Here is a 15931-nt window from a genome sequence, read left to right as displayed (position 1 = left end):
TTTTTATGGGGCTGGCCCTGTATTACTTGAAGCCCAACTGACGCCAGGCTTCATACACCGCGACGGCCACGGTGTTGGACAGGTTCAGGCTGCGGCAGCCTTCGCGCATCGGCAGGCGCAAGCGGTGCTCGCCGTCCAGTGCGTCGAGCACTTCAGGCGGCAGGCCACGGCTTTCAGGACCGAAGATAAAGGCATCGCCCTCGGCAAACTGAACGTCGTGAAACGGCTTTGAGCCTTTGGTGGTGAAGGCGAACAGGCGCGGATGCCCCAGGCTTTCAAGGCAACTGGCCAGATCGGCATGGCGCTTGAGCGGCGCATACTCGTGGTAATCGAGCCCGGCGCGGCGCAGGCGCTTGTCGTCGAGCTCAAAGCCGATGGGCTCAATCAAATGCAGGTGGCAGCCGCTGTTGGCGCACAGCCTGATAATGTTGCCGGTATTCGGCGGAATTTCTGGTTGAAAAAGGATGACGTGAAACATGCACGGCTCCGAACGTAAAGATGGGCACGATTCTACTCCCGAAGAGGACCCGCGACCTAAACTCTGGCCGCGTGTTTTGGGTTCTTTGGCGATTGTCGGGTTAATGGTGGGCATGATGATTGGTCGGTTGACCACGCCCGAGCCGGTTCAATTGCAGCACGTAGAGGTGTTGCCGGGCGCCCTGGCGGTGTGGTTCAGCGATGAGCCCAAGCTGCATGGGGAGATGGTCGACGGCACGGTGGGTCTGTTGTTCGATGCCCAGGGCAAGGCGCAGAACGGTCAGTTCACGCTCAACGGTAAAGAGGTGAACTGGCGGGTGCGACGCACCGACGGTGGGTTGTTGCTGACGGTGGTGGCGGCCCGTGCGCTGCAGGGCGACTGGGTCGGTGCGCCGCAGGACGGGCGCTGGCGTTTGCAGGTCAATCTGCGTGAGCAATAAAAGAGGGAAGTCCGGCCTGCCTGTACCGGGTTCCCCAAACCGGGGTGCGCGTTGATGCACAGGGCATCAAGGTCGCGGGTGTAAAAGTGGGGAGTCCTGGCCTGCCTGTACCAGGGTCCCCTAAAGCGTTATCAGGGTTATTGCAGGGTGCGTGCCAGTTTTTGCAACGGGCTCACAAAAAAATGACCACAGACGAAAAAGCCCCGGATTCCGGGGCTTTTTTGTCAGGTCGCCGTTTATGACACGCAGTGAGCCTGAAACCCTTGAGCCAGAGCAGTGCACGCAAATGGTGCATGCTGCCAGCCAAGGGTGCGAGGCCGGTCTTTTGGCGCGGTGAATCAGGTGTCTTCGCCGTCGTCCTCGTCGCCGTCAATCTTCATTCCGAGTTCTTTGATCTTGCGGGTCAGGGTGTTGCGTCCCCAACCCAGCAGCACGGCGGCGTCGCGACGGCGCCCGGCGGTGTGCTTGAGGGCGGTCTCGATCATGATGCGTTCAAACGTCGGCACAGCGCTGTCCAGCAAGTTGGACTGACCCCGGGCCAGCGCCTGATCGGCCCACTGGCGCAAGGCCTGCTCCCAGTTGGTGACGGGCGATGCGTCGTGCTGCAGGTTGAGCAGTTCGGGGGGCAGGTCGCTGATGTGGACTTCGCGGCCTGACGCCATCACGGTGATCCAGCGGCAAGTGTTCTCCAGCTGGCGCACGTTGCCGGGCCATGGCAGGTTTTTCAGGTATTGCTCGGTTTCGGCCTTGAGCAGCTTGGGCTCGACGGACAACTCTTGCGCCGCGCTGCTGAGAAAATGGCGGGCCAGGGTCGGGATGTCTTCGCGGCGGTCCGACAGGCGCGGGATGTGGATGCGGATGACGTTCAGGCGGTGGAACAAGTCTTCGCGGAACTTGCCCGCCTGCACCAGGGTTTCGAGGTTCTGGTGGGTGGCGGCGATGATGCGCACGTCGACCTTGACCGGTGTGTGCCCGCCGACACGGTAGAACTCGCCGTCGGCCAGCACCCGCAGCAGGCGGGTTTGCGTATCGGCCGGCATGTCACCGATTTCATCCAGAAACAGGGTGCCGCCGTCGGCTTGCTCAAAGCGCCCGCGGCGCAAGTTGGCTGCGCCGGTAAACGCGCCTTTTTCGTGGCCGAACAGCTCGGACTCCATCAGGTCTTTGGGGATGGCGGCCATGTTCAGCGCAATAAAGGGCGAGGCAGCACGCGGGCTGTGGCGGTGCAGGGCGTGGGCGACCAGCTCTTTGCCGGTGCCCGACTCGCCATTGATCAGTACGGTGATGTTGGAATGGCTCAAGCGGCCGATGGCGCGAAACACTTCTTGCATCGCTGGCGCTTCGCCGATGATTTCAGGCGTTGGAGCCAGCGCAGGCGCCACAGATAAGCCTTGCTGCTCCTGCGCGTGCTGATTGGCGCGCTTGACCAGCGACACGGCTTCATCGACGTCAAATGGCTTGGGCAGGTACTCAAAGGCGCCGCCCTGATAGGACGCGACCGCGCTGTCCAGGTCCGAGTGCGCGGTCATGATAATCACGGGCAGGCGCGGGTGTTGCTCGCGGATCCTGGCCAGCAAATCCAGGCCGCTGGCACCCGGCATGCGGATATCGGAAATGATCACGTCCGGTTGCTGGCGAGCCAGGCGACTCATGACACCATCGGCGCTGTCGAAGCTTTGTGTGGTCATGCCTTCCTGTTGCAAGGCTTTTTCCAGGACCCAGCGGATTGAACGGTCGTCGTCGACGATCCACACGGTTTCACTTCGGCTCATGTCGATGCGGCTCCTTGTTCCAGTGGCAGAAAGATCGAGAAGAGCGTGTGGCCGGGGTGGCTTTCACACTCGATCAACCCCTGATGCTGACTGATGATGTTCTGGGTGATGGCCAGCCCGAGTCCGGTACCGTCCGGGCGGCCGCTGACCATCGGGAAGAAGAGGGTGTCTTGCAACTCGGCCGGGATGCCCGGCCCGTTGTCGATGATTTCGATTTTGGTGACCAGTCGATGGCGAATATGGCCAATGGTGAACTGGCGCATGGCGCGGGTGCGCAGGGTGATGCGCCCCAGCCGCAGTTCGTTTTGGCCGCCGATGGCCTGCATCGCATTGCGCACGATATTGAGCACGGCCTGAATCATTTGCTCACGGTCGATCAGCAGGTCGGGCAGGCTGGGGTCGTAGTCGCGCACCAGGGTGATGCTGCCCTGGGTCTCGGCCTCGACCAGGTTGCAGACCCGTTCCAGGACTTCGTGCACATTGGTCATGGCCAGCAGCGGCAGCTTGTTGGAGCCCAGCATGCGGTCCACGAGGTTACGCAGGCGGTCGGCTTCTTCAATGATGACGTTGGTGTAGTCACGCAAGCCTTCGTCCGGCAACTGGCGAGCCAATAGCTGGGCGGCCCCGCGGATACCGCCCAAGGGATTCTTGATTTCGTGGGCCAGCCCGCGCACCAGCATTTTGCTGGTCTCTTGCTTGGACAGCTGGGCTTCTTCTTTGGTGATGCGCAGCAAGCGGTCACGCGGATGCACTTCGAGCAGTAGCAGCGTGGTGCCTGCGCTCAGGATCGGCGTAACGGCGTAGTCCACGGTCAGGGTTTGACCGGTGAGCGAGGTCAGCATGGCTTCACGCTTGGTGAACGGGTGCGCCTGTTCAACGGCCTGACGCAGTGAATGCAGGGCTTCGGTGGATTCGGTGAACAGTTCGCTGATGAATTGCCCATGACTGCGTTGACCGCTGATGGCCAGTAGCATCTCGGCTGCGGGGTTCATGTACTCAAGGCGCAAGTCGGCATTGAGCAGCAGGGTCGCTGTGGTCAGGTTGTCGAGTAGCAGTCGGTGCAAGGCATCACTGATGGTCATGGGCCGATCCCGGATTACGTGCGCGGGTTACACGCTGAGACGAGGAAAATGCAAAAACCAAACCAAGGCTCCGAAAAGAAGCGCTATTCGCCAGAAATAAGGCGTTACAGGTGGTTTATAGGGCGAAAACGAAGGCTTCACGCGGCGAGTCGAACCAAAGTGGACCGCAGGGCTTCATGAAACGGTTATCTATGCACCAATATAGTGCAATTTTTGGTGAAAGCATTCAGTTCGCCTGCACAGGGTCGGCTCAGTGCGTGAAGAGCGCTAACGCCAGCGCGCGCGTTGCAGGTGAAATGTCGCCTCAGCACTGCGTTGCACCTCGGTGTTGCCGTGCAGAATGCGCGCGGCGAGGCGGTGTTCTCCCCGGTCAACGTTATCCAGCTTTATCTCGCGTGAGCGGCCGGGAACACCGTAGGGCGTGCCGTCCAGTACTAACTGGAGGCGGTGCCCCGCTCGAAGCGGCGGCTCGACCCGCACCTGAACGCTGAACGTCCCGTTGTTGGCCCTCAGGGCTTGACCTTCGGGCAAGCCGCTGACTTCCAGCACGGTGTACCTGAAGACCACCGGCGGGCTTTCACGCTCGGGTAATAACGCCTGCGGATCGGTCTGCGGGTCTATTGCCCGTGCCGGGAGCCGATTGAGGGGTGTCAGCACCACCGGCGCGCTGAGCACATGGCGGCTGGGCGTGTCGGTGTAGTGGGGTGTGCCGCCCTCGTCGATGTATGTGTAAGGTTGCGCAGCACCGGGCACGGCGATCAGCCCAAGGGTCAGCAGCACAAAACTATGCATGGCGGGCTCAGTCGGGTTTGGAGAGCGGCAGGCCTGTGGCGCCCGCGTAAAAAACGATCAGTTCCACGGGCGTGTTGCCGCTGGTTCCGCGGTGAGGCACGTTCACCACCTCAGGCAGCACCTGACCGGGCTTGAGCCGGGTGTGTTTGCCGTCGCGGGTTTCTACGAGCAGTTCGCCGGAAATCAGATACGCCGCATTGGGCATTGGGTGGGTGTGCCAGTTGAGGGTGGTTTTGGCGGGAATGGTAATTTTCAACACGCTTAATTCTGGCCGCCCCTCGGGGTACGCCTCGTAGCGCGTCCCTTCCCAGGCGTGTGCGGTTTTAAGGAGCGGTTCGGTCTGTACGGCGGTTGAGGTCTGCGCACAGCCCGACAGACTCAGGCTGGCAGTGATGAACAGGGAGGAGGGGATAAGACGTGAGCGCACCATCAGCGAATCCTTGCGTGGTTTTGAAGCCGTGATTGAGTGGACTCACGCTACGCAGAACGGCGGGGAGTGGCTGTCGGTCAGGATAGATCTGCCGTGCAAGCCGGGGCTGGAATCGGTGTAAGAACGAGCAAAAAAAACCTCCCGAAGGAGGTTTTTTATTCACGCGGCCAGCGCCGGTGTCACGGGATTAGCAGCTGTAGTACAGCTCGTATTCCAGTGGGTGTACGAAGGTGCGTACTTTGATTTCTTCTTCGCTTTTTAGGGCGATGTAAGCGTCGATGAAGTCGTCGCTGAACACGCCGCCTTTGGTCAGGAACGCACGGCCCTTGTCCAGTTCTTCCAGCGCTTCTTTCAAGCTGCCGCACACCTGCGGGATTTCTTTCGCCTCTTCAGGCGGCAGGTCGTACAGGTTTTTGTCGGCGGCGTCGCCCGGGTGGATCTTGTTCTGGATACCGTCCAGACCCGCCATCATCAGTGCTGCGAAGCACAGGTATGGGTTGGCTGCCGGGTCCGGGAAACGGGCTTCGATACGGCGAGCCTTGGGGCTGGACACGTAAGGAATACGGATCGAGGCAGAACGGTTGCGTGCCGAGTAGGCCAGCATCACCGGCGCTTCGAAGCCTGGCACCAGACGCTTGTAGGAGTTGGTCGACGGGTTGGTGAAGCCGTTCAGGGCCTTACCGTGCTTGATGATGCCGCCGATGAAGTACAGAGCGGTGTCGGACAGGCCGGCATAGCCTTCGCCAGCGAAGGTGTTCTTGCCTTCTTTGGAGATGGACATGTGCACGTGCATGCCTGAACCGTTGTCGCCGTACAGCGGCTTGGGCATGAAGGTCGCGGTGCGGCCGTAAGCGTCAGCCACGTTGTGTACGCAGTACTTCAGGGTCTGAACTTCGTCAGCCTTTTTCACCAGGGTGTTGAACTGCACGCCGATTTCGTTCTGGCCAGCCGTTGCCACTTCGTGGTGATGAACTTCGATGACCAGGCCCATTTCTTCCATGGCGTTGCACATGGAGGTACGGATTTCGTGGTCGTGGTCGAACGGTGGAACCGGGAAGTAGCCGCCCTTGATGCCTGGACGGTGGCCACGGTTGCCGCCTTCAACGTCCTGGTCGGACATCCACGAACCTTGTTCGGAGTAGATCTTGAACATGGAGCCGGAGATGTCGGACTTGAATTTCACTTCGTCGAAGATGAAGAACTCAGGCTCCGGACCAACGAATACGGTGTCGCCGATACCGGTGGACTTCAGGTATTCCTCGGCACGGTTGGCGATCGCACGCGGGTCGCGGTCATAGCCTTGCATGGTCGAAGGTTCGATGATGTCGCACACCAGGATCAGCGTTGGCTGCTCGGTGAACGGGTCCAGGACCGCTGTGCTGTCGTCTGGCAGCAGGATCATGTCGGAAGCTTCGATGCCTTTCCAGCCAGCGATGGAGGAGCCGTCGAACATCTTGCCGTCGGTGAAGAAGTTTTCATCGAGCGCATCACGGGCCGGCATGGTCACGTGGTGCTGAGTACCTTTGGTGTCCGTGAAGCGCAGATCAATCCACTTGACGTCATGATCTTTGATGAGTTGAACCGACTTCGACATATGTCCTCCGGGGTGGCTTCGGGCGGGTAAGTAGTGGTGCGCCCTTAGTAATGTGCTTGATGCCGGCGCGAATACTCTGCCAAGGCAACCTGCCTCACAAGGGAGCAAATTGCATGCCAGTGCCCTGACTTGGGTGTAATGCGCCAAACTCAGGCAGGTAAGCGGTGCAGCCTACCGATTCGTGCCTGTTATCGCACTCAAATGAAGCGAAAACCTGCCCTTTTGCTCTATTTTGGTGCGGCCAAAACCGTTTGTACGATAACTGGTTAAACCTTGAGCAATTTCCGCTATAATCCGCGCCCCCCTTTTTTGGCAGGCTGCTCGCGCGCTGTTTTCATGAAACTAATCGTTAAAGTCTTCCCCGAGATCACTATCAAGAGCCGCCCGGTTCGGATGCGTTTTGTCCGTCAATTGGCCAAAAACATCCGTACCGTGCTCCGCGATCTGGACTCGGCTGTGGTAGTGAGCGGTGTGTGGGACAACATCGAGCTGCAAACGCGTGTGAGCGACCCCAAAGCCCTGAAAGAGATGACCGAACGCCTGAGCTGCATGCCGGGCATCGCGCATTTTCTGCAGGTGGATGAGTACCCGTTGGGCGACTTCGACGACATCGTCGAGAAGTGCAAACTGCACTTCGGCGATTCGCTGGCCGGCAAGGTCTTTTCGGTGCGCTGCAAGCGTGCGGGCAAGCACCCGTTTTCCTCGATGGACGTCGAGAAATATGTGGGCAGCAAGCTGCGTCGTGAGTGCGGTGCGGCCGGAATCTCGCTGAAAAACCCGGAAATCGAAGTCCGGATCGAAATTCGCGACCAACGGTTGTTTGTGATTCACAACCAGCACGACAGTATTGGCGGCTACCCGCTGGGCGCGCTGGAACAGACGCTGGTGCTGATGTCCGGTGGTTTCGACTCCACCGTCGCGGCCTACCAGATCATGCGCCGCGGCCTGATGAGCCATTTTTGCTTCTTCAACCTCGGCGGCCGTGCCCATGAACTGGGCGTGATGGAAGTCGCGCACTATATATGGAAGAAGTACGGCAGCTCGCAGCGGGTGCTGTTTGTCAGCGTGCCGTTCGAAGAAGTGCTGGGCGAAATTCTCGGCAAAGTCGATAACAGTCATATGGGCGTCATTTTGAAGCGTATGATGTTGCGCGCTGCGTCCCGTATTGCGGACCGGCTCGATATCGACGCACTGGTGACGGGCGAAGCGATCTCTCAGGTGTCCAGCCAGACGCTGCCCAACCTGTCCGTGATCGACTGCGTGACCGACAAACTGGTCTTGCGCCCGCTGATCGCCAGCCACAAGCAGGACATCATCGATTTGGCGACTGAGATCGGCACTGCCGACTTCGCCAAACACATGCCTGAATATTGCGGGGTGATTTCGGTCAACCCCAAGACCCACGCCAAACGTCCGCGCGTGGAGTACGAAGAACAACAGTTTGATATGGCCGTGCTTGAGCGTGCGCTTGAGCGGGCCAAACTGGTGCCGATTGATCGCGTCATCGATGAATTGGGCCAGGACTTGCAAGTCGAAGAGGTCAGCGAAGTGCTGGCGGGCCAGATCGTCCTCGACATCCGTCACCCGGATGCCCAGGAAGATCAGCCGCTGGAACTGGCTGGCATCGAAGTACAAGCGTTGCCGTTCTATGCTCTGAACAGCCGCTTCAAGGAACTGGATGACACCCGTCAGTACCTGTTGTATTGCGACAAAGGCGTGATGAGTCGCCTGCATGCTCACCATTTGCTCAGTGAGGGACATGCCAATGTGCGCGTTTATCGACCGAGCTAAGAGCCCGGGGCTGTATGCCTGTGGCCTGCGTCACCGGCCCCCCGACGCCGCCGTCAAGTTGTAACGGCAAGGCCTGACTCTATTGTTAATCGCTGCCACGACCTGTCAGCACACCGAATCCTCTGATCGAGATACACAAGTGATCGAAAATCTACGCAACATCGCCATCATTGCTCACGTTGACCACGGTAAAACCACCCTGGTAGACAAACTCTTGCGTCAATCCGGCACTCTGGAGCGCGGCGAGCTCAACGACGAGCGCGTGATGGACTCCAACGACCAGGAGAAAGAGCGCGGTATTACCATTCTGGCGAAAAACACCGCCATCAACTGGAACGGCTACCACATCAACATCGTGGACACCCCGGGCCACGCCGACTTCGGCGGTGAAGTAGAACGCGTAATGTCGATGGTTGACTCCGTTCTGCTGCTGGTTGACGCTCAAGACGGCCCTATGCCGCAAACCCGTTTCGTGACCAAGAAGGCGTTCGAAGCCGGCCTGCGTCCAATCGTGGTTATCAACAAGGTTGACCGTCCGGGCGCGCGTCCTGATTGGGTTCTGGACCAGATCTTCGATCTGTTCGACAACCTGGGCGCTACTGAAGAACAGCTGGACTTCAAAGTGGTTTACGCCTCTGCCCTGAACGGTATTGCTGGTCTTGACCACACCGACATGGCTGAAGACATGACCCCGCTGTACCAGTCGATCGTCGACAACGTACCAGCACCAGCCGTAGACCGTGACGGTCCGTTCCAGATGCAAATCTCGGCACTGGACTACAACAGCTTCCTGGGCATTATCGGCGTTGGCCGTATTGCACGTGGTCGCGTCAAGCCGAACACCCCGGTTGTGGCCATCGACGCTGACGGCAAGCGCCGCAACGGTCGTATCCTGAAGCTGATGGGTCACCACGGTCTGCACCGTGTAGACGTTGAAGAAGCGGCTGCCGGCGACATCGTTTGCATCAGCGGTATGGACTCGCTGTTCATCTCCGACACCCTGTGCGACCCGATGAACGTTGAAGCGATGAAGCCGTTGACCGTTGACGAGCCAACCGTTTCCATGACCTTCCAGGTAAACGACTCGCCATTCTGCGGTAAAGAAGGCAAGTTCGTGACGTCCCGTAACATCAAGGAACGTCTGGACAAAGAGCTGCTGTACAACGTTGCTCTGCGCGTTGAAGAAGGCGACTCGGCTGACAAGTTCAAAGTATCGGGCCGTGGTGAATTGCACCTGTCGGTTCTGATCGAAACCATGCGTCGCGAAGGCTTCGAAATGGGCGTTGGCCGTCCAGAAGTGATCATCCGCATGGTTGACGGCGTTAAGCACGAACCGTTCGAAAACGTCACCATCGACCTGCCAGAAGAATCTCAGGGCAAGGTGATGGAAGAGATGGGCCTGCGTAAGGGCGACCTGACCAACATGGTGCCGGATGGCAAGGGCCGTGTACGTCTGGAATACAACATCCCTGCTCGCGGTCTGATCGGTTTCCGTAACCAGTTCCTGACCCTGACCAACGGTGCTGGCATCCTGACCTCGATCTTCGATCGTTACGACGTGATGAAGTCCGGCCACATGTCCGGCCGTCAGAACGGCGTTCTGGTATCGGTTGAAACAGGCAAGGCGCTGACCTACTCCCTGGAAACCCTGCAGGCGCGTGGCAAGCTGTTCGTTGAGCACGGTCAAGAGATCTACAACGGTCAGATCGTGGGCCTGAACAGCCGTGACACCGACATGGGCGTTAACCCTACCAAGGGCAAGAAGCTCGACAACATGCGTGCTTCGGGTAAAGACGAAACCATCGCTCTGGTTCCACCTGTTCGCTTCACCCTGGAACAGGCTCTGGAATTCATCCAGGACGACGAGCTGTGCGAAGTGACGCCTAAGTCCATCCGTCTTCGTAAGAAGATCCTGGACGAAGGCGAGCGTACCCGCGCTGCCAAAAAAGCCAAAAACTAAGTTAATTAGTTAGCGGTTACAAAAACGCCCCCGACCTTGCGGTCGGGGGCGTTTTTTTATGTTCGTCGTTTGGGGGCATTGTTGCCTCATCCCCCCGTCCTCTCCCATTGGGAGAGGGCCGGGGTGAGGGGGCTGTGCGGCTTAAAAATCCATCAATTTAACGCTGCTGTTCTTGCGCTCAACCGCTTTGGGAATATAGGCGCAGTAGCCTGGGCGCGGCCCGATGCGCGGGTGGTTGCGGCACGTGTCGGGGCGCTTCTCATAGATGGTGCACATGCGCGATTTGCGGTCCAGGTACAGGCAGTCGTTGTTGCTCATGCGCTGCAACGTGAAGATGCCCGACTTCTGGTTAAAACGCTCCACAATCCCTTCTTTTTGCAGACGCTTGGCGATGTTCTTTGGCGGGTCGCCCAGTTCGAATTCATCCACCAGCCCGATGCGGATCAAGTCTTTGACCTTGACCTCGACCGGCAGGGTGCAGCAGCTGGAAATGCAGGAGCCGCACATGGGCGCGGTGTATTTGGCCCACGTATCGAGACGGTCGATTTCCGCGGCGGCGATCAGGTTGGACTTCATCAGGCTTATATTCCAGCGTGTAACAGGGCGCGCGATCATACCGGGGTTGAACAAGAATTGAACAACCATTTGCCGGTTTTTTGCTCAATCCCCGGCAGCGCCGCGTGTTGCCCCAATCCGGTGCGCCATTCGCCCGCCCGTTTTAGCCGCAGGCGCGCGCAAAAATCTCGAACACAACCCGCCACCTTCTGTCAGAGCGTCTAGGCTGACACCATTCGTTCTTAAAATCGCTTCATCTCGCTTGAGGTTGCATCGATGTCCCAGGAACCGCTTGTTTGTGATGCTCAAGTGGCGGCCTTCCGCGCCGCCGTACTGGCCAAACTGACCTACGCGGTGGGCAAGGACCCGGAACACGCGTTCGACCATGACTGGTTCGAGGCCATTGCGCTGGCCGCCCGCGACCATATGGTCGAGCACTGGATGGACAACACGCGGCAGATTTACCGCAAAGGCCAAAAGCGGGTGTATTACCTGTCGCTGGAATTTTTGATCGGCCGTTTGCTGTACGACAGCCTCAGCAACCTGGGCTTGCTGGATATCGCTCGCCAAGCGCTGACCGAGCTGGGGGTCGACCTGGAGCAGATCCGCCTGCTCGAACCCGATGCCGCGCTAGGCAATGGCGGGCTGGGCCGTCTGGCGGCGTGCTTCATGGAAAGCATGGCCACCCTGGGCGTCGCAGCCCACGGCTACGGCATTCGCTATGAGCACGGGTTGTTCCGCCAGAGCATCGTCGACGGCTGGCAACAGGAGCAGACCGAAAACTGGCTGGACTTCGGTAACCCATGGGAGTTTGAGCGGCCGGAGGTGGTGTACCTCATTGGCTTTGGCGGGGCGGTCGAAACCAAAGTCGACGAACAGGGGCATCCGCGGCAGGTTTGGTGGCCGGGCGAAACCGTGCGTGCGATTGCTTACGACACCCCGGTCGTGGGCTGGCGCGGTGCCAGCGTCAACACGTTGCGCTTGTGGCGGTCCAGGGCCGTGCATGAGATGCACCTCGAACGCTTCAATGCCGGTGACCACTTGGGCGCGGTCGCGGAAGTGGTGCGCGCTGAGAGCATTTCGCGGGTGCTGTACCCGGCGGACAGCAATGAAGCCGGGCAGGAACTGCGCCTGCGTCAGGAATACTTCTTCGTGGCGGCGTCGTTGAGGGACTTGATCCGGCGCCATCTCGATCAGGGCTTCGCCTTGCTTGACCTCGGCGACCACGTGGCCATTCAGCTCAATGACACTCATCCGTCCATCGCTGTCGCGGAGCTGATGCGCCTGCTGGTCGATGAGCACGAGGTGGAGTGGGGCGCCGCCTGGAAGGTCACGGTCGAAACGTTGGCCTACACCAACCACACCTTGCTCCCCGAGGCGCTCGAAACCTGGCCGGTGGGGCTGATGGAGCGCTTGCTGCCCCGGCATATGCAGATCATTTACCTGATTAACGGGCTGCACATCGATTCGCTGCGCGAACAGGGCGTGCATGACTTTGATGTGCTGCGCGCCGTGTCCTTGATCGAGGAAGACAACGGCCGCCGCGTGCGCATGGGCAATCTGGCGTTTTTGGGGTGCCACAGCGTCAACGGCGTGTCAGGGCTGCACACGCAATTGATGCGCAGCACCGTGTTCTCGCACATGCACAAGCTGTACCCGGACCGTATCAACAACAAAACCAACGGCGTGACCTTCCGACGCTGGCTTTACCAGTCCAACCCGCCGCTGACGGCGCTGTTGGTCGATGCGCTCGGCCCGCAGTTTCAGGACGATCCCGAGCACAACCTGATTCAACTGGAACCGTTCGCTGGGCGCGCGGACTTCCGCAAGCAGTTCGCTGAACAGCGCCTGCAAAGCAAATGCACCCTGGCGGCGTTGATTTATGAGCGCCTGGGCATCGTGGTCAACCCCGAAGCCATGTTCGATGTGCAGGTCAAACGCATCCACGAGTACAAGCGCCAGTTGCTGAACCTGCTGCACACCGTGGCGCTGTATCAGGCCATACGCGCCGAGCCGGGCAACCGCTGGGTGCCGCGGGTGAAGATCTTTGCCGGCAAAGCGGCGGCCAGTTATCAACAGGCCAAACTCATCATCAAGCTGACCAACGACATTGCGCGCACCATCAACCACGACCCCACTGTGCGCGGTCTGCTCAAAGTGGTGTTCCTGCCCAACTACAACGTCAGCCTGGCGGAGAACATCATCCCGGCGGCCGATTTGTCCGAGCAAATCTCCACTGCCGGGTATGAGGCGTCCGGCACCAGCAACATGAAATTCGGGCTCAACGGGGCGTTGACCATTGGCACGCTGGACGGTGCCAACGTCGAAATGTGCGAGCGGGTCGGCGCAGAAAACATGTTTATCTTCGGTCTCACCGCGCAACAGGTCGAAGCGCGCAAGCGCAATGGCGAGTTCAACGCAGGGCCGGAGATCGCCGCGTCCCACCGGCTCAACGACGTCTTGCAGGCGATTCGCGGCGGGGTGTTCTCCCACGATGACCCGGCGCGTTACACCGGTCTGATTGACGCGTTGACCGAGTACGACCGTTTTCACGTCTGCGCCGACTTCGACGCTTATTGGGATGCGCAAATGCGCGTCGAACATCTGTGGCACGACACGGACGCGTGGTGGCGCGCGGCGGTGCTCAATACAGCACGCATGGGCTGGTTCTCCTCCGACCGCACCATTCGTGAATACGCGACCGAGATCTGGAAGGCGCTGTAACCGCCTTATAGCGGCTGTCCAACCCCCGAGGCTGCGAGCGCACGCAGCCTCGTCACGGGTCGGTGGCCACGGGTTTTGGCTGTTTTTGGCCGTCAACTGAACCCGCTCGGCCGGATCTGAGTCTGATTAGAAGATTTGCACGGCAACACGCGTTAAACTGCGCGGGTTTTTTGCCCCCTCCCCCTAGTTCGGAGCCTTACATGTCCCGCGTTACCCTGAGTCGCTATTTGATCGAGCAGACCCGCAGCAACAACACGCCTGCTGATTTGCGTTTCCTCATCGAAGTGGTGGCGCGTGCTTGCAAAGAGATCAGCCACGCCGTGTCCAAAGGCGCCCTGGGTGGTGTTCTGGGCAGCATGGGCACCGAAAACGTGCAAGGCGAAGTCCAGAAGAAGCTCGACGTGATTTCCAACGAAATCCTGCTCGAAGCCAACGAATGGGGCGGTCACCTGGCCGGTATGGCATCCGAAGAAATGGACAACGCCTACCAGATCCCGGGCAAATACCCGAAAGGCGCCTACCTGTTGGTATTCGACCCGCTGGACGGCTCGTCCAACATCGACATCAACGCGCCAGTCGGTACGATTTTCTCCGTGCTGCGTTGCCCTGAAGGCCATTTGGCCGAGAACGGCGACCTGGGCGAAAAAGCATTCCTGCAACCGGGCTCCACCCAAGTGGCGGCCGGTTATGCGATCTACGGCCCGCAAACCATGCTGGTGCTGACCCTGGGTGACGGCGTGAAAGGGTTCACCCTGGACCGCGAAATGGGCAGCTTCGTGCTCACCCACGAAGACATCAGCATTCCTGAGTCCACTCAGGAGTTCGCCATCAACATGTCCAACCAGCGCCACTGGGAAGCCCCGGTACAGCGCTACGTCGACGAGCTGCTGGCGGGCGAAGAAGGGCCGTTGAACAAGAACTACAACATGCGTTGGGTGGCGGCGATGGTGGCTGACGTGCACCGCATCCTGACCCGTGGTGGCGTGTTCATGTACCCGCGTGACAGCCGTGAGCCGTCCAAGCCAGGCAAGCTGCGCTTGATGTACGAAGCCAACCCGATGTCGTTCCTGGTGGAGCAGGCAGGCGGCGCGTCCACTGACGGCCACCAGCGCATCCTCGACATCCAGCCTGAAGGCCTGCACCAGCGTGTTGCGGTATTCCTGGGCTCCAAAGAAGAAGTCGCGCGCATCACCGCTTACCACAAAGCCTAAGCGCGCACTCGCCGCCGCAGGCTGCGAAGGGGGGCCCACGCCCCCCGTTCTTCTGACGTTTAGCCATTCCCCGGAGGCGACACCCCCTCCTTGCCTCCCCTCAACGTGTCCTGCCTGCAACTAAACCCGTGCCCTGCGGGAACCACCCTGCGCTTTTCTCTTCTAAGCTCTCACCGAGGCAGCAATGCCAACCTTCCCATTCAGGAGCTTTTCCATGAAGTTGCGTTCTTTGGCGTTGTTGTCGTTCTGTGTATTACTGGCGGCCTGCAGCAAGGTCAATCAGGAAAACTACTCCAAGCTGTCGGCCGGCATGCCCAAGGCCGAGGTGGAGAAGCTGCTGGGCAGCCCGACCGACTGCTCGGGTGCACTCGGCATGTCGAGCTGCACCTGGGGCGATAAAAACAGCTTTATCAGCGTGCAATATGCAGGCGACAAAGTGCTGATGTTCTCGGGTCAGGGCTTGAAATAAGACTGAACAGGAGCGTTACCCATGAAGCGACTTTTAGCGTGTCTGGGCACTGCATTGGTGTTGGCCGGTTGTTCCAGCTCCGGCAGCGATGCACTGGCCCCCAAAACCGTCGATAACGTCGATCTCAAGCGCTACCAGGGCACCTGGTATGAACAGGCGCGATTGCCGATGTTCTTCCAGCGCAATTGCGCCCAGTCCCAGGCGCAATACACCCTCAAGCCCGACGGTAACGTGGCCGTGCTCAACCGCTGCCTGACCGAGGACGGTGAGTGGCAGGAAGCCAAAGGCACCGCCACCCCGCAAGTCCCGGGCAAGACCGACAAATTGTGGGTTGAGTTTGATAACTGGGTCTCGACACTGTTGCCGGGTGTGACCAAAGGCGATTACTGGGTGCTGTATCTGGGGGACAACTACAGCACGGCGCTGGTAGGCAACCCGGATCGTCGCTACCTGTGGTTGCTGTCGCGCAAACCGACCATTGACCAGCAAACCCGTGACGAGTTGCTGAGCAAGGCTCAACAGCAAGGCTACGACACCACACGCCTGATCTGGCGCACGCCCGACGCAGACATGCCCAAGACCACGAAATAAAGGGCCGAAGGCCCTCAGCGAGCGCTGAGGGCCTTTTGCTTCA

Annotated in this window: 14 protein-coding genes; 7 read left to right on the top strand and 7 right to left on the bottom strand. The window is 59.5% G+C overall.

Annotated features, from left to right (window positions below; genetic code table 11):
* Window positions 1-22 precede the first annotated feature (22 nt).
* Window positions 23-478, bottom strand: a complete 456-nt coding sequence (gene trmL / locus BKD70_RS13905; RefSeq protein WP_019824836.1) for a tRNA (uridine(34)/cytosine(34)/5-carboxymethylaminomethyluridine(34)-2'-O)-methyltransferase TrmL — start codon at window positions 476-478, stop codon at window positions 23-25.
* Between trmL and BKD70_RS13900 the strand changes: the two genes are divergently transcribed.
* On the top strand, window positions 477-917 hold the full coding sequence (locus BKD70_RS13900; protein WP_047272910.1) for a hypothetical protein: 441 nt from the start codon (window positions 477-479) through the stop codon (window positions 915-917). The genes trmL and BKD70_RS13900 overlap by 2 nt on opposite strands.
* Before the next feature lie 338 nt (window positions 918-1255).
* Here BKD70_RS13900 and ntrC read toward each other — a convergent pair whose 3' ends face one another.
* The 5 genes from ntrC to glnA all read right to left on the bottom strand — a co-directional run bounded on the left by ntrC (window position 1256) and on the right by glnA (window position 6587).
* Window positions 1256-2689 (bottom strand): nitrogen regulation protein NR(I), encoded by a 1434-nt coding sequence (gene ntrC / locus BKD70_RS13895; protein WP_047272911.1) that lies wholly within the window; start codon window positions 2687-2689, stop codon window positions 1256-1258.
* A complete protein-coding gene (glnL, locus tag BKD70_RS13890; RefSeq protein ID WP_047272912.1) occupies window positions 2686-3771 on the bottom strand; it encodes a nitrogen regulation protein NR(II) in 1086 nt (361 codons plus the stop codon). Before glnL ends, ntrC begins: the two co-directional genes overlap by 4 nt.
* Window positions 3772-4038: 267 nt before the next feature.
* The gene (locus BKD70_RS13885; RefSeq protein WP_047272913.1) at window positions 4039-4563 is read right to left on the bottom strand and encodes a DUF4124 domain-containing protein; all 525 of its coding nucleotides are present in this window, start codon (window positions 4561-4563) and stop codon (window positions 4039-4041) included.
* Window positions 4564-4570: 7 nt separating this feature from the next.
* Entirely contained in the window at window positions 4571-4993 is a 423-nt protein-coding gene (locus tag BKD70_RS13880) for a cupin domain-containing protein (protein WP_186350493.1), read from the bottom strand.
* Window positions 4994-5180: 187 nt separating this feature from the next.
* A complete protein-coding gene (gene glnA / locus BKD70_RS13875; RefSeq protein WP_047272914.1) occupies window positions 5181-6587 on the bottom strand; it encodes a glutamate--ammonia ligase in 1407 nt (468 codons plus the stop codon).
* A gap of 336 nt (window positions 6588-6923) precedes the next feature.
* Between glnA and thiI the strand changes: the two genes are divergently transcribed.
* Together thiI and typA are read left to right on the top strand one after the other, a co-directional pair.
* Window positions 6924-8378, top strand: a complete 1455-nt coding sequence (gene thiI / locus BKD70_RS13870; RefSeq protein ID WP_047272915.1) for a tRNA uracil 4-sulfurtransferase ThiI — start codon at window positions 6924-6926, stop codon at window positions 8376-8378.
* Between the two features lie 139 nt (window positions 8379-8517).
* On the top strand, window positions 8518-10338 hold the full coding sequence (gene typA, locus BKD70_RS13865; RefSeq protein ID WP_047272916.1) for a translational GTPase TypA: 1821 nt from the start codon (window positions 8518-8520) through the stop codon (window positions 10336-10338).
* 141 nt (window positions 10339-10479) lie between these two features.
* On the opposite strand, the gene BKD70_RS13860 is transcribed toward typA, so the two are convergent.
* Window positions 10480-10917, bottom strand: coding sequence for a YkgJ family cysteine cluster protein (locus tag BKD70_RS13860; protein WP_047272954.1), 438 nt, complete (start codon window positions 10915-10917; stop codon window positions 10480-10482).
* Between the two features lie 252 nt (window positions 10918-11169).
* Between BKD70_RS13860 and BKD70_RS13855 the strand changes: the two genes are divergently transcribed.
* From BKD70_RS13855 to BKD70_RS13840, 4 genes are all read left to right on the top strand, one after another.
* Window positions 11170-13617 carry a glycogen/starch/alpha-glucan phosphorylase gene (locus BKD70_RS13855; RefSeq protein ID WP_047272917.1) on the top strand — a complete coding sequence of 816 codons (2448 nt, stop codon included), beginning with the start codon at window positions 11170-11172 and terminating at the stop codon, window positions 13615-13617.
* Window positions 13618-13817: 200 nt separating this feature from the next.
* The gene (locus BKD70_RS13850; protein ID WP_047272918.1) at window positions 13818-14828 is read left to right on the top strand and encodes a class 1 fructose-bisphosphatase; all 1011 of its coding nucleotides are present in this window, start codon (window positions 13818-13820) and stop codon (window positions 14826-14828) included.
* Between the two features lie 214 nt (window positions 14829-15042).
* A complete protein-coding gene (locus tag BKD70_RS13845) occupies window positions 15043-15297 on the top strand; it encodes a lipoprotein (RefSeq protein WP_047272919.1) in 255 nt (84 codons plus the stop codon).
* A gap of 21 nt (window positions 15298-15318) precedes the next feature.
* The gene (locus BKD70_RS13840) at window positions 15319-15888 is read left to right on the top strand and encodes a lipocalin family protein (protein WP_047272920.1); all 570 of its coding nucleotides are present in this window, start codon (window positions 15319-15321) and stop codon (window positions 15886-15888) included.
* The last annotated feature ends 43 nt before the right edge of the window (window positions 15889-15931 follow it).

Origin of the sequence: Pseudomonas sp. BS-2016 (assembly GCF_001806145.1) — a bacterium.
Lineage (GTDB): Bacteria > Pseudomonadota > Gammaproteobacteria > Pseudomonadales > Pseudomonadaceae > Aquipseudomonas > Aquipseudomonas lundensis.
This window is presented reverse-complemented; position numbering and strand designations above follow the sequence as displayed.